General features: G+C 37.5%; 19 protein-coding genes and 1 pseudogene. 10 read left to right on the top strand and 10 right to left on the bottom strand.

The window, feature by feature from the left end:
* Nucleotides 1-100 precede the first annotated feature (100 nt).
* Nucleotides 101-1531: a DUF697 domain-containing protein gene (locus H6F39_RS04065; RefSeq protein WP_347238692.1), complete on the bottom strand. Its 1431-nt coding sequence runs from the start codon at nucleotides 1529-1531 to the stop codon at nucleotides 101-103.
* Nucleotides 1532-1803: 272 nt separating this feature from the next.
* Between H6F39_RS04065 and H6F39_RS04060 the strand changes: the two genes are divergently transcribed.
* The 6 genes and pseudogenes from H6F39_RS04060 (at nucleotide 1804) to H6F39_RS04035 (ending at nucleotide 8032) form a co-directional block, all read left to right on the top strand.
* Nucleotides 1804-2838: a phosphate ABC transporter substrate-binding protein PstS family protein gene (locus tag H6F39_RS04060; RefSeq protein ID WP_190396283.1), complete on the top strand. Its 1035-nt coding sequence runs from the start codon at nucleotides 1804-1806 to the stop codon at nucleotides 2836-2838.
* A gap of 15 nt (nucleotides 2839-2853) precedes the next feature.
* Nucleotides 2854-3864 carry an ArsJ-associated glyceraldehyde-3-phosphate dehydrogenase gene (locus tag H6F39_RS04055; RefSeq protein ID WP_190371294.1) on the top strand — a complete coding sequence of 337 codons (1011 nt, stop codon included), beginning with the start codon at nucleotides 2854-2856 and terminating at the stop codon, nucleotides 3862-3864.
* Between the two features lie 96 nt (nucleotides 3865-3960).
* Nucleotides 3961-5223 (top strand): organoarsenical effux MFS transporter ArsJ, encoded by a 1263-nt coding sequence (gene arsJ / locus H6F39_RS04050; protein ID WP_137907049.1) that lies wholly within the window; start codon nucleotides 3961-3963, stop codon nucleotides 5221-5223.
* A 307-nt stretch (nucleotides 5224-5530) separates the two neighbouring features.
* Nucleotides 5531-6513, top strand: a pseudogene (gene arsB, locus H6F39_RS04045) (ACR3 family arsenite efflux transporter).
* 39 nt (nucleotides 6514-6552) lie between these two features.
* A complete protein-coding gene (locus tag H6F39_RS04040) occupies nucleotides 6553-7341 on the top strand; it encodes a Nif3-like dinuclear metal center hexameric protein (protein WP_137907050.1) in 789 nt (262 codons plus the stop codon).
* A 379-nt stretch (nucleotides 7342-7720) separates the two neighbouring features.
* Nucleotides 7721-8032, top strand: a complete 312-nt coding sequence (locus tag H6F39_RS04035; RefSeq protein ID WP_028084636.1) for a DUF6679 family protein — start codon at nucleotides 7721-7723, stop codon at nucleotides 8030-8032.
* Between the two features lie 17 nt (nucleotides 8033-8049).
* On the opposite strand, the gene H6F39_RS04030 is transcribed toward H6F39_RS04035, so the two are convergent.
* Complete coding sequence (locus H6F39_RS04030; RefSeq protein ID WP_190396282.1) at nucleotides 8050-9708, bottom strand: MBL fold metallo-hydrolase; 1659 nt, start codon at nucleotides 9706-9708, stop codon at nucleotides 8050-8052.
* Between the two features lie 431 nt (nucleotides 9709-10139).
* Nucleotides 10140-10415: a DUF4351 domain-containing protein gene (locus H6F39_RS04025; RefSeq protein ID WP_370539362.1), complete on the bottom strand. Its 276-nt coding sequence runs from the start codon at nucleotides 10413-10415 to the stop codon at nucleotides 10140-10142.
* Between the two features lie 153 nt (nucleotides 10416-10568).
* Here H6F39_RS04025 and H6F39_RS04020 point away from each other — a divergent pair, with 153 nt between their 5' ends.
* Together H6F39_RS04020 and H6F39_RS04015 are read left to right on the top strand one after the other, a co-directional pair.
* Nucleotides 10569-10808, top strand: a complete 240-nt coding sequence (locus H6F39_RS04020; RefSeq protein WP_137907053.1) for a type II toxin-antitoxin system HicB family antitoxin — start codon at nucleotides 10569-10571, stop codon at nucleotides 10806-10808.
* Nucleotides 10805-11035 carry a type II toxin-antitoxin system HicA family toxin gene (locus H6F39_RS04015; protein ID WP_027403881.1) on the top strand — a complete coding sequence of 77 codons (231 nt, stop codon included), beginning with the start codon at nucleotides 10805-10807 and terminating at the stop codon, nucleotides 11033-11035. The genes H6F39_RS04020 and H6F39_RS04015 overlap by 4 nt, the downstream gene beginning before the upstream one ends.
* A gap of 553 nt (nucleotides 11036-11588) precedes the next feature.
* Here the strand turns inward: H6F39_RS04015 and H6F39_RS04010 are convergent.
* The 7 genes from H6F39_RS04010 to shc form a co-directional block, all read right to left on the bottom strand.
* Nucleotides 11589-12350: an NACHT domain-containing NTPase gene (locus tag H6F39_RS04010; RefSeq protein ID WP_190396280.1), complete on the bottom strand. Its 762-nt coding sequence runs from the start codon at nucleotides 12348-12350 to the stop codon at nucleotides 11589-11591.
* Between the two features lie 245 nt (nucleotides 12351-12595).
* The gene (locus tag H6F39_RS04005) at nucleotides 12596-13159 is read right to left on the bottom strand and encodes a sporulation/spore germination protein (protein WP_190396279.1); all 564 of its coding nucleotides are present in this window, start codon (nucleotides 13157-13159) and stop codon (nucleotides 12596-12598) included.
* A 460-nt stretch (nucleotides 13160-13619) separates the two neighbouring features.
* Nucleotides 13620-14216 (bottom strand): urease accessory protein UreG, encoded by a 597-nt coding sequence (gene ureG, locus H6F39_RS04000; RefSeq protein ID WP_190371290.1) that lies wholly within the window; start codon nucleotides 14214-14216, stop codon nucleotides 13620-13622.
* Between the two features lie 5 nt (nucleotides 14217-14221).
* Entirely contained in the window at nucleotides 14222-14908 is a 687-nt protein-coding gene (locus tag H6F39_RS03995; protein ID WP_137907060.1) for an urease accessory protein UreF, read from the bottom strand.
* Complete coding sequence (ureE, locus tag H6F39_RS03990; protein WP_137907061.1) at nucleotides 14886-15326, bottom strand: urease accessory protein UreE; 441 nt, start codon at nucleotides 15324-15326, stop codon at nucleotides 14886-14888. The genes H6F39_RS03995 and ureE overlap by 23 nt, the downstream gene beginning before the upstream one ends.
* A 153-nt stretch (nucleotides 15327-15479) precedes the next feature.
* Nucleotides 15480-15881 carry a DUF2267 domain-containing protein gene (locus H6F39_RS03985; RefSeq protein ID WP_137907062.1) on the bottom strand — a complete coding sequence of 134 codons (402 nt, stop codon included), beginning with the start codon at nucleotides 15879-15881 and terminating at the stop codon, nucleotides 15480-15482.
* Between the two features lie 422 nt (nucleotides 15882-16303).
* On the bottom strand, nucleotides 16304-18211 hold the full coding sequence (gene shc / locus H6F39_RS03980; RefSeq protein ID WP_190396278.1) for a squalene--hopene cyclase: 1908 nt from the start codon (nucleotides 18209-18211) through the stop codon (nucleotides 16304-16306).
* A 136-nt stretch (nucleotides 18212-18347) separates the two neighbouring features.
* On the opposite strand from shc, the gene H6F39_RS03975 reads away from it, so the two are divergent.
* Both H6F39_RS03975 and H6F39_RS03970 read left to right on the top strand, forming a co-directional pair.
* Complete coding sequence (locus H6F39_RS03975) at nucleotides 18348-19520, top strand: glycosyltransferase (RefSeq protein ID WP_190396277.1); 1173 nt, start codon at nucleotides 18348-18350, stop codon at nucleotides 19518-19520.
* A gap of 1035 nt (nucleotides 19521-20555) precedes the next feature.
* Nucleotides 20556-23420 (top strand): DUF4114 domain-containing protein, encoded by a 2865-nt coding sequence (locus tag H6F39_RS03970; RefSeq protein WP_190396276.1) that lies wholly within the window; start codon nucleotides 20556-20558, stop codon nucleotides 23418-23420.
* Nucleotides 23421-23490 lie beyond the last annotated feature (70 nt).

Below are 23490 nucleotides of genomic sequence, written 5' to 3'. Positions count from 1 at the left end.
TACAGCAGAGATTAATTTAAGTATATTCTCATCATTTATGCTGATGATTATATCATGACCCAGATCCCGGAGTTCTTGAAGAAGTTCGGGATCTGAAAGGTTAAGCTACAACTTCCGCTGGTTTTACTTCCGGTAATAAGCGTTTCACACCTTGCTTGACAAAGGCTTCCAAAATAGCCATTTTCTGGTTTTGTTGGAATACTGTTGGTAAAACTTGACGTAATTTCTCCAGATTTAAGGCATCTCCCGATTCTAAAGCAATTTCTTGCTCTTGGAAATATTCTATTAAACTTAATCCTGCTACTCTGGTTAGGTAAGCAGCGCTAACTCCCTCTACCATTCCCCCAGCGACAAAGGTAGCAACATTAGTTTTCAGAATACCCGTTACAGCTTTAGTTGAAAGTTCCACCAAACCTAATTTCCACATCAAACTTCCCATGGTTCTGGCTATTTGTTGTCCTTGTTCCCAGGAAATTTTCTGCTGATAAATATTACCCAGGTCTATCACCATTTGAGCATTAATGGCCGCAGTGGCGAGAAGATCCAACCCTGGGACAGGGTTAGCAAAGTTCGCTGCCGCTGCAATCCATTGGTATTGTTCTATAATCGGTACGGAGCGATCGCGTCTCAGAACATTTAAACAATTTTTAGCTTGACTCTTCAGCAATAATACTTGACGATGTGTGGTATTACAAACTAGTTGCTCCCCTTGTTGTCCAATCAGTTCTAACTGTTGTGTTAACTGCTGGATATCTGGGGTTGGTTGTTCTATCCATTCCTGGAAAGAACCATCTTCTTGATGTTTTCGCACTTTCACAGCTACCGGACAGGCCGCAGTCCCAACTACATTTACACCCAGGCGCTGTTTTAATGATTGTAAAACTGTAGCGCGTTCTGAAGGTTGATATTGATCTTGTTTGTTGAAAACCAGCAATGTGGGCTGTTTTGCGGTTTTTAATTGTTCCCAAACCTGAAATTCTGAATCGGTCAGATCACCATTAGTCAGAAATAAGACAACATCAGATTTCTGAATTTCTGATAAAGTAACGACATCAGAATTTTCACCAAGTGCCGAAAATAAAGCCACTGTTTCCGTAAAATGTAAAGACATTCCTGTGGAAATTGAGGTATTTTTCAGAACTTTGATAATCGTACTTTTACCTACGGATTTGCCGCCAGTAACCGCCACGGTAATTTCCTTTCTTGCCAATTCTAAAGGCAATTTAGCGAGATTTTCGCGGAGAATTGCTAAAGAAGGATGATCAGCTGATTCTTGAGCAATTTGATTAATTATTACATTTGTTTGGGCGATCGCTTGGACTACAGCCCTGGGATCTACAAGTATATCCCAAGGCTGTTCACCTAATGGGGGCTGATTTTTCCGCAATAACCATAAACCCCCACCAACAGCCAAAGCAGTCAAAATTCCCAACTCTCCTACTTGAACTATTGAATCATGCCAACTGTCTAACATCCACAGGGAGAACGATAGTCCTAGTCCTCCCACTAATATTGGTCGCTGTAACTTCACAATTTGTGATTCTCCACGCCAGGAAAAGGCTTCTACTTCACTTTAGTTCAAAATCTACCACTCGGATTGCCGTTGGTGAACAAACGTCTTTTTGTCCTAGAAACTAGCAACGGGTTAAAAACATTCTTTCTGATGCTTATAAACAGTATATCAATTTTTTTTGATGAATTTTTACATCTTCATGGTAGAGTAAACCTTGACATATCAATTTTTTTTGAAATGAGAAGCAAACAGGCTTAATAATCTACTCACTAATTATACAGGTTAAATCAGTGAAGAAAACAGCAAAAAAATTAGTCCTAGCTCTGGGAATGCTAATATTGACAACTAGTTGTACAACTACGTCTAATTCTACCGATAATATTCAGCCTAACTCCACCGAGAAGGCGGCTATCAAAGTAGATGGTTCTAGTACAGTATATCCTATTACCCAGGCTGTAGTCAAAGCATATCAGGCTAATTCCGAAAACAATAGTCAGGTTAAAGTAAGTATTTCCGGTACTAGCGGTGGTTTTGAAAAATTTTGTCAAGGCAAAATAGACATCAATAATGCTTCGCGGCCAATTAACCAGTCGGAGATGGCAGATTGTAAAAAAAAAGGCATAAGCTACATGGAATTACCCATAGCTTTTGATGCCTTAACTATCGCTGTTAACCCCCAGAACACCTGGGCAAAAGATATCACAATAGCCGAATTAAAAAAAATCTGGGAACCCAGCGCTGAAGGAAAAATTACAAAATGGAATCAAGTACGCGCTTCTTGGCCAGACCGTCCAATCAAATTATACGGCGCTGGTGATAAGTCTGGGACTTTTGACTATTTTACCGCAGCAATTGTTGGTAAAGCCAGATCCAGTCGCAAAGATTACATAGCTACTGAAGATGATGAAGTTTTAGTGGCAGGTATCAGTAAAGAACCTGAAGCTTTAGGATACTTTGGTTATGCTTACTACGCAGAAAACAAAGATAAGTTAAAAGTCGTAGCAGTTAATAGTGGCAAAGGTGCTATTTTACCATCACCAGAAACAGTAGAAAAAGCTAAATATCAACCACTTTCTCGACCTTTATTTATATATGTGAATCTTTGGTCTAGTAAAAACAAAACTGTGGTTTATAAATTTGCCGATTTCTACATTAAAAACGCTGCGAAAATAGCTAATTCTGTGGGCTATGTTCCTTTATCAGAGGAAGCTTACAAACTTGATTATGTTCACTTGTACAAAGGTAAAGTCGGAACAGTATTTGGTGGTAAATCAGAATTTAACCTCACCCTTGGGGAATTATTACGCAAACAAAAGCAATTTTAAGGATTAATAAAAATCATGACAATTAGAGTAGGAATTAATGGATTTGGGCGCATGGGAAGGTTATCCGTGCGTGCTGCTTGGAATTGGCCAGAAATAGAATTTGTCCACATTAATGAAACCAAAGGTGGAACAAAAGCAGCAGCACATTTACTCAAATTTGATTCTGTACATGGGCGTTGGACACCAGAAGTAGAATCTGGAGAAAACCAGGTTATTATTGATGGTAAATACCTACGTTTTACTGAACATTCCCAACCGGGTGAAGTTCCTTGGGAAGACCTTGGTGTTGATATAGTTTTGGAATGTTCAGGTAAGTTTAGAACACCTGCTACCCTTGACCCTTATTTTCAAAGAGGTGTGCAAAAAGTAATTGTCGCTGCACCTGTTAAAGAAGAGGCTTTAAATATTGTCATGGGAGTGAATGATCATCTTTATGAACCTGAAAAACATCATTTATTAACAGCAGCTTCTTGTACTACTAATTGTTTAGCCCCAGTAGTAAAAGTAATTCATGAAGGCTTGGGAATTAAACATGGAGTAATTACCACAATTCACGATAATACTAATACCCAAACTATTGTAGATGCACCTCATAAAGATTTGCGTCGGGCTAGGGCTACAAGTATGTCATTAATTCCCACTAGCACCGGTTCAGCTACAGCTATTGGTTTAATTTATCCAGAATTGAATGGTAAATTAAATGGTTTAGCTGTGCGTGTGCCTTTGTTAAATGCTTCCCTCACAGATTGTGTATTTGAAGTAGTTCGTCCTACCACAGTTGCGGAAGTTAATAGTTTATTAAAAACTGCATCAACCCAAGAACCATTAATAGGAATTTTGGGTTATGAAGAACGTCCTTTAGTGTCTATTGATTATAAAGATGATCCTCGTTCTGCGATTATTGATGCCCTGTCGACAATGGTTGTCAATGAAACTCAAGTCAAGATATTGGCTTGGTATGACAATGAATGGGGTTATGTTAACCGCATGATGGAATTAGCACGAAAGGTGGCTTTAAGTTTGTAGTAATAATGGTTTTTTGTCAAGATTTTGGGGTATTTAATTTACCCCATTTCTCTAACTTTTAACTCGTACTATATTGACAACTTTGAATTTTTAATCATGGCTTCTACTACAGCTTCTAATTCTAATTTCAAGAATTACATTCTGGTAACACTGGCATATTGGGGCTTCACTTTGACCGATGGGGCTTTGCGAATGTTGGTGTTACTCTATTTTAATCAAATCGGTTATACACCCATCCAAATTGCTTTTTTATTCCTGTTCTATGAGGTATTTGGAGTTGTTACAAACTTTCTCGGCGGTTGGATTGGTTCTCAGTTTGGTTTAAAGGTGACTCTTTACACTGGTATTGGGTTACAGGTGTTTTCTTTGATGATGCTGTCTTTTCTCAATCCAGCTTGGGTGCAGTGGTTCGCGGTTCTCTATGTGATGGTAGCACAGGCATTTTCGGGAATTGCTAAGGACTTAACGAAAATGAGTTCTAAAAGTGCTATTCGCTTGGTTGTGCCTCAAGAAGCCCAATCATCTTTGTTTAAATGGGTGGCTGTACTAACGGGTTCTAAAAATGCTTTAAAAGGAGTGGGATTCTTTCTTGGTAGCGCCCTGCTGAGTTCAGTTGGCTTTATTAGTTCTCTGTGGATTATGGCTGGGGGACTGGCTGTAATTATGTTTTCTGGGTTAATGTTGCCTAAAGCCATGGGCAAAATCAAGAAAAAGGTCAAATTTAGTCAACTTTTTTCTAAAAGCCCGGAAATCAATATTCTCTCGGCTGCACGATTCTTTTTGTTTGGGTCTAGAGATGTATGGTTTGTTGTGGCTTTACCAGTTTTTTTACGGGGGACTTTAGGCTGGTCGTTTTATCAGGTAGGAGGATTTTTGGCTTGTTGGGTGATTGGTTATGGCATGATTCAGTTTTTAGCACCAACACTCATGCAGCGTTTTGGTTCTGGCCGTCCACCCCAATCTCAAACTATTCGATTTTGGACATTTACATTAACCGCTGTTCCCGGTGCGATCGCTCTGGCATTACAATTAGGTTTACCTGCTAATCTGGTTATTATTGCTGGACTTCTGGTTTTTGGTGTGGTATTTGCTTTTAATTCTGCTGTTCACTCCTATCTAGTTTTGGCATTTACTGATGATGATAAAGTTGCTTTAAATGTCGGTTTTTACTATATGGCAAACTCCGGTGGTCGTCTTGTGGGTACTGTGTTATCAGGTTTGGTTTATCAAATATTTGGACTGGTTGGTTGTCTATGGACATCAATGTTTTTCGTATTAGCAGCAGGTTTAGTTTCTCTGAAGTTACCTAATCCTCAACCCAGTAAAGCTATAGCTTGGAAAGCTGGAGATGGAGACTGATATTTCTCAGCATAAAGATATGCTATGGAAACAGGTATATCTTACCCTAGTTGGATGACTCCAAAATTTATTTGACTTTAAATTTGGTAATGGGCAATTTGGTGACAGTTTTTGCCTCTTGCCTAAATATTAATTTACAATAAATACGCATTTTATCATCACAATAAGATCCCCAAATTCTCCAATAAGTCGGAGATATAAAACTAAAATTATACAGGTAAATTAAGTGGAATATATAATTAAAAAAGACACCATCAAACGCCTTTCTTTTCTTGATCGCTTTTTGACATTGTGGATATTTCTGGCAATGGTTATTGGAGTTGGTTTAGGATATTTTTTCCCCACTATAGAAGTTTTTATCAATCATTTCCAACTGGGAACAACTAACATCCCAATTGCCATTGGTTTAATTTTAATGATGTACCCCCCATTGGCAAAGGTAAAATATGAGGAGTTAGGTGATGTATTTCGTAATAGAAAAATTCTCGGACTATCATTATCCCTAACTTGGATAATTGCCCCAATGGTGATGTTTATACTTGCTATTCTTTTCCTACGCGATCAACCTGAATATATGACTGGTTTAATCCTAATTGGATTATCCCCTTGTATTGCTATGGTAATTGTCTGGAGTGATTTAGCTAAAGGAGATACTGAATATACGGCCGCACTTGTTGCTTTTAACAGTATTTTTCAAGTTTTATTTTACAGCCTTTATGCCTGGTTTTTTCTTTCTATTTTACCGCCTTTATTTGGCTTACAAGGAAGTATTATAAATATCAGTATTGGAGAAATTGCCAACAGCGTTTTTATCTATTTAGGCATTCCTTTCTTAGCTGGATTTACGACTCGCTGTATTTTAGTAAAAGCTAAAGGTAAGCAGTGGTATCATCATCAGTTTATTCCCAAAATTAGTCCCATTACTCTAATTGCTCTCTTATTTACCATTGTTTAAAGGGTAATTTAATTGTGCAGATTCCTCTAGATGTTGTCCGCATTGCCATTCCCTTGATTATCTATTTCCTATTCATGTTTTTGAGTAGTTTTTATCTGGCATGGAAAATTAAAGCCGACTATGCAAAAGCTGCTAGTGTGGCATTTACCGCTGCTGGTAATAATTTTGAATTAGCGATAGCTGTGGCTATTTCTGTATTTGGAATTAAATCTGGTGTGGCTTTTGCTGCTGTAATTGGACCTTTGGTAGAAGTTCCAGTCTTAATTAGTTTAGTCAGTGTATCTTTCTGGATCAAAAAGCAGTTTTTTAGGTTATCTTCCCCAATGGGATTATAATTAAATACGTTTAATCTACTATTGATTTATTTGAATTTAATGAAAGTTGCTGATTTAATTATCTGGTTTGAAACATGGGCAAATCCTTCTTGGTGCGAAAGTTGGGATAATTGCGGTTGGCAAGTTGAACCCGGTATTTTAGACCAAGAAGCACGGGTTTTAGTCTGTCTAACTCCAACTTTAGCAGTTATCCAAGAAGCGATCGCTCTCCATGCTAATCTTATTTTCGCCCATCATCCCCTGATTTTTCATCCCCCCAAATCTTTCCGCACTGGGGAAGCTTTAACGGAAATCATGCGGTTAGCTTTTACCCACAATATTGGTATTTACACCGCGCATACTAATTTTGACCAAGTAGCAGATGGAACTGCTGATGTTTTAGCGCAAATTCTCCAACTTCAACAAGTATCACCCATTATCCCTACTCAATCGGGTTTAGGTTATGGGCGTGTAGGAATGCTAGAATCTACGTTAACATTACAAGAGTTACTTCATCATATTCAAATCCAACTAAATTCACCCCATTTGATTTTTTCACCCACAGCGGATTTAAAACAGAAAATTTCTCGTGTAGCGGTTTTAGGGGGTTCTGGGGCGGGCTTTATTTCAGCAGTGGTCAAAACTAATGCCCAAGTTTACTTAACTTCTGATTGTAAATTTCATCAATTCCAAGAAAGCCGTGATCTGGGTATAATTTTAATTGATGCTGGCCATTATGCCACAGAACGTCCCGCCTGCCATCGCCTAGTCGAGAAATTTCAAGCCCTTAACTTAGATTGGGTGCAATTGAGCGAGCAAGATGAAGATTTCCGGCAGTTTTTAGCCTAAATTAGACCAATGTAAATTATACACACCAGATCGCAAATAATGTTAAAATTCTGCCAAGAAATAGGAAATAATGTTATCATGGGTAAAAATAATGTTTTTGTCGGGAATAGCTAACTTTCTCGCTGGAAACATCAAATCAAGGAAAAATATCTGTGTTGACAGTTTGTACAACCGTTTTACTAATGCGGTAAACTGAAAATTAAGACCCAAACTTTCATCTAGCACTAATGACTAAAAATAAGTGGTAAAATTGAGTCACTAAACTTACTGGTTTCCTGGTTTCTGACCGTGAACTTCACCTGTTAAAGGTTGATATTCCCGGCATCAAACCCAAATCTGACAGGTTTAACTACGTTGTATAAAAAGGCAGAAGCACTACATGCTACACCGCAAGATTTATCAACTGTGTTGCGACGGGCGGGAGGTATGTGTTTTTTTGCGGGATCAACAGCGCTGGATAGAGCGGGCCCGCATTATTGATATCGAGGGTGATTTAGTGACTTTACGCTATGAAACAGACGAGGAAGATGAAGTTTGTTCTTGGGAGGAAATGGTTCGTCTCGAAAGCATCGGATCTGTCACTCAAAAATTATCTTCAGTACAACGCGGTAATATAGAACCGCTGACAACTGATGACTGTCCAGAAGCCGAGCGCATTCATAACCCTTATACTGACCTAAATCCAGATTAAACGCTTCTAAATTAAATTCACGTCAAGCGTTCAAAAGCAGGACAGTATCCGTCAAGGGTAACTTTGAAATTATATAAGGGGGCGGCGGAATTCCAACACCGTTGTCCCCTTTGGTGTATGCAATTACCGCAGCAGTCAACATCACCAGCATGAGGACGAAGGCTATTTGAGTTTAATAATTCTCGTGGGGATAACCCCCGTAATACCAAATCTTCACCTTGCCAACGGGCTGCTATTAAACCCGTATCAGCAAATTGTCGCCAGCGAGGATCGGTTGTTAAGGTATCTGGAAGCGTAATAGTAATCACAGTTCCCAGTTCCGTCAATTCCCCCCCATAATTAGTTTCTGGAGCATCTGGTTGTAAAAACGTCTCTCCAATCGGTAATTCTACCAAAGTTCCGGCGGCGGGTGAATGAACATGATAGCGGTTTTGTAATTCTTCTAAACAAGTTAAGTCCGCTAGGTAACTAGGAGAACCATGCACAAAAATAACGTGCTGAGGTCGTAAATTATGAATTAGCTGGGTTGTTCCAGGTCCATCACTATGTTGCGCTAACAGGTAGGTTTCAACTTTTGTTGGTGCTAAATATTGCTGATTAAGCAGATTAGTCTTTTCCGGGACAAGAATCAGCCAATTACCGCTGTTTGGTTGGGCATACTTACGTAAATCTGCCGAATAATCTGTAATAACAATACAGGGAGATGTGCCTAAAGTTGCTAAATTTTCCGGCTTTAATCTTCTGACACGGGGTTTTACTCGTTCATCCCAAAATAAAGGTTGATGACGCGCAAAGTTTTGTACTGAAGCGGGAAGATGGGTTAAAATTTCTAAATAAGCATCGCAACCAGTCCCTACCTCACCATCTACCCAAATGTCTAAATCTCTACCTGTAAAGTGATGATGGGAACGTAACAACATGAGTAATTCTTGACCTAAACCTAATACTGGAGTTGGTAAAATTACTGAAGAGTTCTCCCCTAGTCCGCTGGAACTGATAGCGCGATGAATCCTTTCTGCTAGTTGATTTTCTTGGTGACGACGATGGGGATGACGAGATGTGCCATAACTACCTTCAATTAACAGCACGTCTAAATTTAAACCTCGTAATTCATCGAGTCGCAATCCTTCGACTAATCGGGAATTAGAGAGGAAAAAATCACCAGTATAAAGTAATTTATAATCTCTGTTGGGGGTGTGGTAGGTTAAGAGAATAGCCACAGCGCCGGGTAAATGTCCTGCGGGGAATAATTCTACTATTAAACCTGCTTTAATTTCTATAGGCGATCGCAATGGTAAGGCTTGACAAAATGAGGGAATGTTCCCTAGTTCTGCTTCTTTCCAATTTAGTGGTAATAACTTCGTTGTCACCTCACTAGCATATATAGGTAACGCTGGGAAAGCTTGATGTAGCGCAAATAAACCTCTAGCATGATCTGGATGAGCATGACTAACTATCACTAAATCCGCTGGTGTAGATGGAATAGCACATTGTGGTGATTTAGTCAAGTCCTTAGTTACAGGTAAAATATTTGCCAGGCCAAAATCCAGCAGAATTCGGTGGGGACCCATTCTGACTAGTAGACACACCCCTTCATTTTGATGCTGAACGCTGTAGGGTAAACATTCTAACTCATTGGCGGTTTCTTCAGCATCAATTGATATATTATTGATCATGATCCTCCCCTCAATCAAACTAATAGCTGAGAAAATTGGCTGTTAGCAATATTCTTCAGTAGAGTTGTGAAAGTTGGAAACGTAAATTATTACTCCTGTTAATGTGCAGAACCATTACCGTGATAGTTTTTGGAATCATAAAAGCCATTTTTCGTACCAAAGAATAAGCACGAAACAGTAAATATAACAGTTAAAACCACTAAAATCAGCTTGACATCCATAGATTTTTGACCGTTGACTCAAGACCTTTATATCTTAATAGAGTGTTTTTGCTTTTGGGTAAAATCAGCAGAAAATCTTTACCATGCTGAGTTTATTCTGAAGATACTTAAATACACAGGGTGCTATATTGTGATTGTGGTCATTTTTATGAGGGTTCAGCATTGCTAAACCCCTACCATAAACGAAAAATTGCCATCAGACATACTTTACTACTTTATCTCATCCAACCAAACCTGCAAATCATGGAGACTGGTAAAATCCAATAATGCCTCGCTGAGACTTACTAGTACAGGTAATGGTAAAACAGAAATGGAATGATGTGCATCTGCTGGTAATTCTCCAAACCGTTTAGTTAACAGTCGAATTACTAAATTTAAAGTTGCTTGTTGTAGTCCTTCTTGTAGTCCTTCTTGTCTTCCTTCTTCCCGTGCCTCTTGTTTAATTTCCTGGTAAGCGCGACTTTTTTCTAATGAAATTCCTAGCATTGCTTGAACCTCCCTTAAACTGAGTTTTTCAAATCTATACATCATTATTTTTTACATTTACACGATAACCAGATACACTAAAATCTGCAACCTTTAGCGAATTTATCAAAACAGTTTATAATGAAATAGATTTTGGTGAGAAACTTACGGTATATGAATAACAACGATAAAAAAGTTTACAATTACACCGTCATTCTCGAAAGGGAAGAAGACGGAGGTTATCACGCTTTTTGTCCTCTTCTTAAGGGTTGTCATTCCCAAGGAGATACTTTTGAAGAAGCGATCGCCAATATAACAGAAGCTGTAGAATTATATCTTGAAAGTCTAATGGCTGATCATCAACCTATCCCTAAAGAAGATTATATTGTTAAGCCATTAAGTGTTTTAGTATGAGTATTTTTCCCAGCGTCAAAGCTAAAGACTTTATTAAAGTTGTTGAAAAATTAGGTTTTTATTTTGATCGCCAAAAAGGGAGTCACGCCATTTACAAGCATAATGATGGGCGTAGAGTTGTTATTCCTATTCATTCAGGAAAAGATATTAAACAAGGTACTTTAACAGGAATGATTCAAGATGTTGGTATTGATAAAGAAACATTCTTTAACTTGTTAGGAAAATAAGATATATCTTCTTAGATTTTATTTCACAGCAAATCTCGATCAGCGATCATTCTTAATATTAATTAACTTCCTCGTCAAAAATTATAGGATATGCACTCTCAGCCACTTTCAAAAATCTCTCCCATTTGGTACGATGTTGGCGAAAAATATCTTGTGACTTAAATCTGTCCAGAGATTTAAATTCTCTTCTAATGAAAAACATTGTGAAAAAATCTTTAAATATCTGGTTAGGAAATTCGTATCTCCAGTCGCTTCTCTTAATGAAGAGCGTGTTTTCAGATTCCAATGAAGTAAGAATATCTTGCACATTATATAGCTTTTGGAGGTTCAAGCTGGGGTGAGTAGAGAGCATATTTTCAATATACTCTGATATATACTCTTCGAGTATTTGCTGATCCAAGCAGTCTCTTCCCAGTTGAGTTAAACGAAATGCAACAAATGATAGAAACTTAGCTTTATCTGTTTTACTAAAGTTTGTTTGCGTTTCATAAGTTATTCCTTGTTCTCTATCCCATCCTTCTAAAAGGACAAAAATGGCTTCATAAATAACTTTCTACTTCTGTTTCTTTACTCCTTCAATTCCACGTTCTGCACAAATCAGGCAAATTAAGACCAGCAAAAGTGGATTTTTAGCAATTAACAACAACCCTAGGTCATTCTGTATTTGTGATAGTAGTTCATTTTTCTGATCTTCAGATAGGTCGGGAGAATTTACTTTTATTCTATTCTCTACAAGAGTACGAATTTGCTGATAATCTAGAGGACTTAACTCAACTTTTTCCAACCTTTCAAAAATAAGGTCTTCAGTTCTGCAAGCAATGATATAATCATTATTTGGAAATCTATCAATAAATCTATTTATCTGATCATGAACAAATTTTTTATGATCTGACTCTATTGAGTCAAATCCATCAAGGAGTATGAGTAACTGACCTGTCTTCGATAATAAGTTAATGTCCGAAATATCAATATTATACTCACTAACAATGTACTGCTCAAGATCCTGAATTTTTTCTTTGTTCTCTGTGTATTCCCTGAAGCGGATATAAATTGGAAAATGTTTTTTCTCCTTTAAAAAGCTGTTTTCTTGAAAACAACTCAGAGCTAACCTCCGAAGTAGCATTGTTTTACCACTACCTGTGCTGCCAATAACTATGAGTCTTTGGCTGTGTGGTTGATTCTCATTATCAATCTTAACAAGCTCTTTGGTGAAAATATTATCTAGATGCAGTCTTTGTTTATTTTGTTGGCTACAAATATCAATGTAAATATCAATGTTTACATAGAGTTCTAAAGTTGATATTGGTTCTCGCATTTTCAGAATTCTTATTTTGCCGCATTTCTCCTTAATTCTCTGTTCTATGGTTTTTTGAATTTTTTGGGTTGTAGCACACAAAATTCTGAGCAATTAACCGCTATTTTGCTCAATAACCCATTTAATAATTAGTCATAGGGATAGAGTGTTCACTTTGTCACTCTATCTATCACCTACCCCTACTTATTGAGCCGATACGATTAGACTGTCGTTACCAAGAATTGTAAGTTAAAAATTCACGTTCCTCACAGCATAATCTCCTCTCCACGTTCCGTAAAGCGGACATCTTTAATTTTCCACTGGGAATTACTAATTAATGTTTTGCGGACACTACTAAACAACGCAAACTGTTCACAACTAGAAAGAGAAGATACTTGTCTTTTTGACTCTGGTGAAATGCGGATATCAACAATCGCAACACCATTTTTCACATTAACACGATAGCCGGATACACTAAAATCTGCTGTACTTTGTTCTTTAAATATTTTACCTATGGCTTCATTCATGGGTTCTGCTGCGGAAACGTCAGCTTTTTTAGCAATTAGCTCTTGACATTGATCATCACTTATGTATAAGGTAACGTTGGTAGTTTTCCCGGATATAGCTTTACTATGGGAATTGGTGGAAAATGGCTCAATTGCGGGAATGGGAGACTTTTGTGGTTCTTTTTCAGGAATGGGGTTAATTTTGTTATTGGGTGTGGTTTCTGGAGTTGGGTTATTAGCGGTATTGTTAGTATCACAACTGCTAATAATAGTGCAGGACACTACTAGAAATAATGATAAAATAGCTTGTTTGTAATTATACATATAATCATTCAGGTTGATTTTTACAAGAAAATTTATCAGGGGTAACAGGGAAAGAAAAAACCTTAATATCCAATTATAACTACCTTTCCATTCTATTTTACGTCACACTATTTAATTTCTTGACTAATTAAGATTGAAGTAATGTTAAACGCTAACGAAAAGGACAATTAGAAAGAGCAGATAAAGATGCTATAAATGACCGTTTAAAGCTTCATTTTAGCTTGACACAGAATCCTAGTGATGAATGGTTCATTAAAAATGCAAATATAGAAACTTTAAAAAAAGTGTTTTATTTTCTCCCTAATAAAGAACTAAAAAGCCAAGCTATAGAATCATTAATCAATGATTTAGAATCATAATAAATCTGTGTTTGTTTCTGAAAGCAAATCAATCACATCCTGAAAATCCTTTAATCCTGTAAATCCTGATAGCGAAGCGTGGCGTTAGCCATTTCTGACAATTAACAAATAGCCGCATTCACAAACTGAATCACATCTCCTAAACCAGTTTGAGTTTTCAGGTTTGTAAAAACAAAAGGTTTGTCACCGCGCATTTTTTTTGCATCTCGTTCCATAACATTTAAATCAGCACCCACATAGGGAGCAAGATCAGTTTTATTAATTACTAATAAATCAGATTTAGTGATACCTGGACCACCTTTACGGGGGATTTTATCACCAGCAGCCACATCAATGACATAAATGGTTAAATCCACTAATTCAGGACTAAAAGTAGCAGCTAAATTATCTCCACCACTCTCTAAAAAGACTAAATCTAAATTGGTAAATTTCTCTTCTAATTGTTCAATTGCGGCTAAATTCATAGAAGCATCTTCACGGATAGCAGTATGGGGACAACCTCCCGTTTCTACTCCTAAAATGCGATCGCTTTCTAAAGCTTGAGAACGAACTAAAAATTGAGCATCTTCTTGAGTATAGATATCATTTGTCACTACTGCTAACTGATATTTTTCCCGTAAATTCTTACATAAAGCATCTACTAAAGCTGTTTTTCCTGAACCGACTGGACCTGCAACCCCTATTCTCAAAGCAGTCATAGTTTTTAACTCCTAAATAATCTAGTATACTGGGTTTCGTGCTGCATACTTGCTAAAGATAAACCCCAATTACAACATCCTAAATCATCATCATCCATGAGCAAAATTTCCTCCACAGTAGTGGTTAATAAAGGTTGTAAACCCAGTAATAATTCTTGTCCCGCAGTTTGTCCCAGAGGAATAAGTTTGATCCCAGCCGTAATTAAATTATTAGCCCAACTGTGTAAATAAGCTAATAAACAGGCCTGAATATTTATATCCCAATAAGCGCAAGCTATAGCAAAAGCGATCGCATAATTACTAGGATAACCCACAGCATGGACTAAAGGTAAAATTTCCGGTTCTAGCTTACTTAATAATTGCATCAGAGAACGTCCCATTTGCCAACTAGCAGCCCGTAATTCCTCCGTATCTCTGGCGGCCGATAACCATAAATTCCAGCGTTTTAAAGCCTCTATATCATCGGTTTTTACAGCATGAAAAGCCCTAACAATTACCCCAGCATCTAGACAAATTGAACCATAAATTAATTCAGATTTTAGCCAAAATTTGAGGTTATCAGCATTAGTAATAGTCCCATTTTCTACTAACATTTCCAAACCTTCCGAATAACCATAAGCACCTACAGGTAAAGCAGGACTTGCTAATTGTAAAATCGCCAAAAAATTGTTATGCGTGAGAGTGATTTCCATAAGCACCTAATTCTGGTTGAAAAGGGACAATTTCCGCTTGAATTTCTAAACCCAATTGGGTCAACATAGCCTGTAAAACTGGATCTGGAGATAAGCGTAAATAAGTGGGAGTAATTTCCACGGGTACATGACGATTTCCTAAATGATACGCAGCCCTTAATAATAAAGGAATTTCCGCGTAAGCAGTTAAAACAGGTTCAGGTTTAGCAATAATTTTCATATAAATACTGTGGTTTTCATCAATAAGTATATCACCATCATTTAATATTGTCCCTCTAGGTAAACGCAAAAGAATCTCCTGACCATCTGCTAATATAAATTTATAACGGCTGCGAGTCCGTTCTTCCGCAGTCAGTGAAAGAGTAATATTAACTGTAGTGGGAATATTAAGTGGTTGACGTTGGGTAAAAGTCAGCATAATTTAAATCAACTTGATATTGAACTTTAGCCATTATAAACAAAATAAACAAAATAAACAAAAATATACCCAACTTCTCCAAGAAATCAGGTATATAATAGGCTAGGGTTAACTATAATCTTCGACGGAGAAATTTCTGCTAATTAATGCTAATTAAGCGGAGGCTTGATTTATTAATAAAATGCTAAATAATTCCTCATAGTCACGGGAAAAATAGTCATAAAACTTGCGAAATTTATCTGGCGAGATAGCGCTTTGTAAAACAGCAAAAACAGCGCGGACATGAATAATTGAGATAGTAGGTTTCACATTTTCTTTTTCACTAATACGTTCAATAAACTCCTGTAAATTAAAAGCTTCAATAGGTTCTGCTTCACCTCCACGTAAATATTCCCCTAATTCCTGGGGTATTTGTGTTGCTAATTCCTCTCTTTCAGCACTAGGAACAATTTGTTTAATAATTTCCAAAGTAGCACGAGTAGCGACCTCAGCTTCCTCAAGAGATTCTGATTGCGCTAGACTTTGGACATGGATTATAAACTCATTATATTTCATTTTTTATCTCCAGTATTTTCATCAATATTTTGAGTAATATTCCCGACTTCTTTATTTTATTTAATCCTGTGAATAAATTATGATTTCTTGCTAGAAGTTGGGGATATGAATACTATGCTGAATCTCTACTCAAAAACTTGTCTCAATTTATCTGCATTTATCTGCGTTTATCTGCGGTCAATTATTCTTGATATCTTATTCTCAGTAGCCTCATCTTAATTTGATATAACTCATAATTTGAATTGAATAGTAAACTCACTCTAGTCTAAATCTTAATTATTGACTTAACTTCATCCTAAAGAAGTAGATAGAGGTATATCTATAGCGATATTTCTAAATTTCATTAAAGTTCATTAAAGAGATTGGGTATATTTTTAGGTTAGGGTGAGGGACAATTGATGAATTATCCCTACTTTCTGTGATTAACTTATTGCTTGATATCGTCCCAAAGCCATTAAAGGAAAATACTGTTGATAGAAGTGATACTTCAAATAAAAATGACAAGGAAAACCAGTTCCAGTGAAGTATTTTTCTTCCCAAGTACCATCTAATTTCTGTGTTGTTAACAGGTAATTAATCCCCTTTTCCATACTATCAATAGCGAATTTACCAGTTGCTTCACCGGCGGAAATCAAGCCAATTAAAGCCCATGCTGTTTGGGAAGCAGTGCTTTCTCCTTGTCCTTTCAAACTAGGATCATTGTAACTAAAACAAGTTTCTCCCCAACCACCATCATTATTTTGAACTTTGACCAACCAAGCTGTACCTTTGGCAATATTTTCACCATATTTTAGAGGATTTATTAAAGCTAAAGCCGATAAAACGCCGCTAGTTCCATAAATGTAATTCACACCCCAACGACCAAACCAACAACCCTCTATTTCTTGTTCTTCCAAAAGATAATTTAAAGACTTTTCTAAATTATTTGCTGGAATTGATAAATTACAAGCCCCCAACATTTCTAAGACTCTAGCAGTGACATCAGCCGTATTTGGATCAATCATAGCTTTCAAATCACCATAGGGGATAGAATTAAGCCATTCTTGATCATTATCAAGATCAAAAGCCGCCCAACCCCCTGGTTTACATTGCATAGTTATAATCCAATTTAAAGCCCGATTAATAGCTTGTTTTTTCAATTCTTCATTTGGTAATTTAGCTTGATGTAAAGCCATAACAACTACAGCCGAATCATCCACATCTGGATAAAAACGATTGTCAAATTCAAACGCCCAAGCACCGGGTTTCCCTTGCTTATTTTTGACATTCCAATCACCATAATTGAGAATTTGTTTCTCTATTAACCATTCTCCTGCTTTAACAATAGCGGGATGATCTGCGGGAAAACCTGAATCAATTAAAGCCCGAATCGCCCAAGCTGTATCCCATACAGGAGAAACACAAGGTTGTACACAGTAACTATTTTCTGTTTCCATAGCAAAATTATCAACTGCTTTTAAACCTCGCTGGATAATTGGGTCATTCACATCATAATCTAAACATTTTAGAGCTAACAGAGAATTTAACATCGCGGGAATAATTCCCCCCCAATCTCCGGTAACTTCTTGACGTTCTAAAATCCACTTTTCTGCGGCTTGAATACCTTCATTCCTCAAAGGAACAAAATTCAGACTTTCGGCTAATTTGAAACCATCATCGAGGATGTTAAATATATCCGACCAATCACCATTTTTTGGTAATTCCCATCGGACATTATTTACACCTTCAGCATATAATTCATCTAAATTAATGGGTTGATCAATTTTAAAGATGGGTTTACGATCAAAGACAATTAATAATGGTACAGTGCTAGAACGCGCCCAACTAGAAAGTTCATAAATATTGACAGGAAAATTATCGGGTAGCAACATCACCCAAGGTGGTAAAGAAGGAAGGCCGCGCCAATTATAACAGCCAATTAAAGCTAGATGTAACTTGGTAAAAATGCGAGTTTTGCTAATACCACCTTTAGCCAAAATTAGGGATTTCGCTTTTATTAGTGCGTTGTCTGTAGCGGGTACACCCAACAACCTCAAAGCCATATAAGCCTCTACAGTTGTGTTTAAATCCCCACCATCTCCATAAAACAATTCCCAACCTCCATGTTCTCGCTGTTGAGAACGGAGATAATTTTCAACTTTATCTAAAGGTCTATTTTTATCCGTTCCCCAAATCTTATGCAGCAAAACAGCCTCAGAAGTAATGGTAACATTAGATTCTAACTCAGCCCACCAATAACCATCTCTATTTTGCATCGAAAGCAGATATTTTTGACTAGCTGTAATCGCATCTACTACTTGCTTGACTTTTATTCTATCTTGTGTTTGCATAAAATACTTCTTCAACAGCCAATAATAATTAATAACATAACCGAAATCAGAGAAAATTCTTCCCCAAAATCAGCAAACATTGTATTCTATCCAAATCAGTAATAATTAAATTTTGAATTGCAGTCAAGGGAAAATTATGATAACAATTGTATTAACCTTAACCTTTATATCCCTGATAACTTGGTTATTTTTACTCTTATTTTGGGGACAATTTTGGCGAGTTAATCACCAATTAGAAACAAATAAAAGCGTTATAGAAAAATCATTACCGACGGTGTGTGTAATAGTACCAGCACGTAACGAAGCGAATGTTATTCCTATTAGTTTGCGATCGCTCCTCTTGCAAGACTATACTGGTAATTTCACCATCTTCTTAGTAGACGATCAAAGTAGCGATGGTACAGCCAATTTTGCCCAGGGAGTAGCTTACGCCCTTGATAAAACTGATAAATTGCAGATTGTCTCCAGCGCATCATTACCTACAGGTTGGACGGGTAAACTGTGGGCAATGGCACAAGGAGTAGAAAAAGCGAGTGAATTGACACCAGACTATTTTTTACTAACAGATGCGGATATACAACATGATATTAGTAACTTACGGAGCTTAGTAGCCAAAGCCGAGTCCCAGAATTTAGACCTGGTATCTATCATGGTGCGCTTGCGGTGTCAAAGCTTTTGGGAAAAACTATTAATTCCCGCTTTCGTCTTTTTCTTCCAAAAACTCTACCCCTTTTCCTGGGTAAATAACCCCAAAAAAACCACAGCAGCCGCAGCGGGAGGCTGTATTTTAATTCACAGAGAGGCCCTAAATAGAATTGGTGGGTTGCAAATAATTCGTCAAGCCTTAATTGATGATTGTTCCTTAGCAAAGGCCGTCAAATCAAATCATGGCAAAATCTGGTTAGGACTAAGCACTTCAACAATCAGTTTACGCCCTTATGATTCCCTGAAAACAATTTGGGATATGGTAGCTAGAAGTGCTTATACACAACTTAATTATTCCCCTGTACTACTAGTGGGTAGTTTATTAGGAATGACTTTAGTTTATTTATTACCACCAATAGGAATTATTTTAGGAGTGTTATTAGGAAATTGGCAAATTACCCTAGTATCTTTCACAGCATATCTACTCATGACTTTTGCTTATTTGCCAATTATTCGCTTTTATAAATGTCCCGCAATTTTTGCTTTTAGTTTACCAATCATTGCTTTTTTATATACTCTGATGACAGTAGATTCAGCATTGCGTCATTGGCAAGGACGTGGGGGTGAATGGAAAGGTAGAGTTTACCCCTGGGACAAAAAGTAGTAGATCAGATATTTTTGCCAAAAATTCCCATTTTTAGTCTAAGGGTTGATAACCAAAAAAGGAATTACAGCAGTTTCCGATATTATGAGGTACGGATATTAATGATCAAAATCTTGTGGTGCGGGCAAAATGCCCGCTATGGTAATCCGCTATATTTTCACAAAATTAGGGATAAATCTGTACCTCAGTGGACTAGGAAATGCTATATTATTCATCTTTACCTAAAGTTTACAAAGACTTCATGAACTTCATAATTAATAGTGCCATAAGTGGGATATATTGTTTTTGGGCAATTCAAGTAAACTTTATTGTTAGTGAAAAATCGAAAGCCGTTCAATCAAATCAGCCGTCAATTTTAGCATCTTTGTTTTTTTAGGATGTCCTACGTAAAACCCCAAATCTTAAATAGTCCTGAATTTGATGATCAGAGGTGAAAATTATGGTCATAAGAAAGTGGGTAGAAAATCCTAGAATCAAAACCTAAAAAGTATCTATACCAAATCTGGATACTCAACTGTCCAAGAAAAGTTTCCATAAGACGGGGCATTAACTACTATTTCTCTACTGCCATTAAAAGTAACTCAAGCTACTTAACTCCAGCTTAGGCTATCTTGTCACGTTTATGTAACCCATTTATGTGAAATAAGACCCATGCAACTGGTATAATACCTGACATTACAGTCAGGATTTTAGTCTTCTCTTCAAGACGCTATGGGAACACTGATGCGTAAGTTTCAGAAAACTTCGGTAATATTAGCGTTAAAGCATTAATACTTACTCTAGCTACCGAAGCCTAGAGACTTATGTTAATGCAGATTTATCGCATGAATTTGTGTAACTAGGGTGGCTCACCCGATTGACCACCCGATTGACTACCTATTACACCTGCTTTGCTGTCACCGATAGGACCGAAACACGAGTCACTTTAGCCATCTGTAACCCATAGCAATGAAGACAGAAATAAAGGTTTAGGAAAGTTTTTGCTTAAGTCCTAACCGAAATTTATCAAACATTCAGAAAACCAACAATACCACTATGAGCGCGCAATTTTTTGACCTCTCCACACTCGACGGCAAGAACGGCTTTATTATCTCAGCTGAAAGAGACGATAACTTAGGTTATTCAGTCAGCGATGCTGGTGATATTAACGGTGATGGTATTGGGGATCTAGTTATTGGCTCACCTTTGAGTGATCCTGATGATAAAAGTAATGCAGGGGTAACTTATGTAATTTTTGGTAGCAAAGAGGGATTTGATCTAACCTTAAATCCTTCTACTCTCGGTACTAAAGGCTTTGTGATTAACGGGGCTCAAGCCGGTGATCAATCAGGCCGTTCCGTTAGTAACATTGGGGATATTAACGGTGATGGTGTTGATGACCTAGCCATTGGCGCACCTTTTTCTCGTATCAATGGGGATAATTCCGGGGCTGCTTATATTATCTTTGGTAGCAAACAGTCTGATTATTTTGGTAATCCCATCGAACTTTCCGACCTTGGTAGCAAAGGACTGACTATCAAAGGCAGTAATTCGGGTCATAATGCAGGTTGGGCTGTTAGTAGTGCCGGCGATTTTAATGGTGATGGTACCAAGGACTTATTAATTGGTGCAACCAATCCTAGTGATAATGAAAACGGCATTGACGGTGAAAGCTATGTCATCTTTGGCAAGGAAGGTGGTTTCAGTTCAACCATAGACTTGTCTAATATTGGGCTAAATGACGGTTTGAAAATCATTAGTGATGACCTCAATAATCTGGGCTATTCTGTCAGTGATGCTGGAGACATCAATAAGGATGGAATAGATGATCTAATTATTGGTGCGCCTTATGCAGATCCCAATGGTAATAATTCTGGCAGCAGTTATGTCATTTATGGACGGAGGATTGACACGGAAAATCCGATTACTGACAATACCATCAATGTCTCCCTCCTTGATAGTAATAATAATAGTAATAATGATTTTACTGGCTTTACCATCAATGGGCAAGATAAAGATCAATCAGGCTTCTTTGTTAGTAAAGCCGGAGATATTAACGGAGATGGGATTGCAGACCTAATTATCGGTGCAAGAGATGGAAATCCCAACAATAAAGAATTTGCGGGCAGAGCCTATGTAGTCTTTTGTAAAGAAGGCAACATAAGTGACAATTTTAACCTTTCCGATCTTAATGGCAGTAATGGGTTTACTATCAACGGTATTGCTGCCTTTGACAACGCTGGCTGGTCTGTCAGTAATTTAGGGGATATTAACGATGATGGAATTGATGACATCATTATTGGGGCGAATAATGCTAATAATAGTTATGGACAAAGCTATGTCATCTATGGTAATAGGGACGGCTTTAGTTCTACCTTTGAACTCTCCAATCTCGACGGTACAAATGGCTTTATCATTAGTGGTATTGCTGTAAATGGTAACTTAGGTCACTCAGTTAGCGGTGCAGGAGATGTCAACGGTGACGGTGTTAACGATTTCATTATTAGCGCTCCCTTTGCTAATTCTGGTGCTGGAGCAGCTTATGTCGTGTTTGGAACTCCTGTGAACGAAGCACCTACAGGTTTAAGTCTCAGTAATGACAGAGTGAATGAAAATGTCCCAGACAATACAGTTGTTGGTTCATTGATAACCACAGATCCAGATACGGAGGATAGTTTTACATATAGCCTAGTTACTGGTGAAGGTGATGATGATAATTCTGCTTTTACTATTGACGGAGATCAACTTAAAATTAATTTATCTCCAGACTTTGAAACTAAGTCCAGTTACAAGATTCGCGTCAAGACACAAGACGCGGCTGGGCTGACTTATGAAAAAGCTTTGACTGTGAATATTAATGATATCAATGAAACGGATTCAAACAGTTTCCTGACACTAATTAGTGGTGATGTCTTTAAGATTGAAGATAATAATAGTAATGGTAATGCGACACTAGAATTCACATTGACGGGAAGTAATTCTGATGGTGTCAATGAAATAGGAGTATTTACCGTTGATGATGCTAGTGGTAAAATAGATGGTATTGCGACCGGGGAACAGGGTTATACAGAAAAAGCCTTGGCCAGAGGTCAGGTAATTTTCTCTACCCTGACTAATTCTCCTTCTGGGTTTGATGATAATAGCCTGAAAAGATTATTATTATTTAACACTAATGACAATTTGAGATTTTATTTAGTAAAAGATGGTTCAACGGACTCTGTACTAAATAAAACCACTCCCATGGAAAATGTTCTCATTGCCAACTCTTCTAACCTCAAAATTACAGACTTAGGATCTAATAGTTTTTCCCTGGAGTGGGAAGATGGTTCTGGTGATCCGACTGGGTTTGAGGATTTGCGTGTGAATATTCAAGTAACTAATCAAGCGATCCCTCTAGGTACAAACCTGCAAAGCCAACCACAAGGGGAATCATTATATCTGCGGAATATCACAGGTGATGTAAAAGCTGATTTTACGGTTTACCGAGAAGCAAATTACAACAACTTCGTTGGTTTCTATCAAGTCACTGGTGAGAATGGCGGTATTGACACTAATGGTGATGGTCAGGCTGATATCCTACCAGGAGAAGCTGGTTATATTCAAGCAGCCATTAATAAACGGATTTCCGATATTAATTTATCGGTGAACGACGGTGGTACAGCCTCTTCTAGCGCAACTCTTCCCAGTGGTTCTATCGTGGTGCCATTTTTAATTGTTAATGGTACACCTGATGCCTTACTTGATAGTAATTCTAATAATGATCCAGATATTTACTTCACCTTCTTGGGTGCTAACTCAGATGGTGTTGACCACGTGCGGATGTTAGGTGATAATACCTTTGGTTTTGAAGATATGCGTGGTGGCGGTGACAAGGACTTTAATGATACAATTGTTAAAGTGAATTTGACACCCCTAGTTTAGCAGAAATTTCTCAGCCCCAGAAATTGTTTAATTTAATTCGGCTGAGATATTCAGATCCCCGACTTTTTAG

Source organism: Dolichospermum sp. FACHB-1250 (assembly GCF_014696335.1).
Classification (GTDB): Bacteria; Cyanobacteriota; Cyanobacteriia; order Cyanobacteriales; family Nostocaceae; genus Dolichospermum; species Dolichospermum planctonicum.
This window is presented reverse-complemented; position numbering and strand designations above follow the sequence as displayed.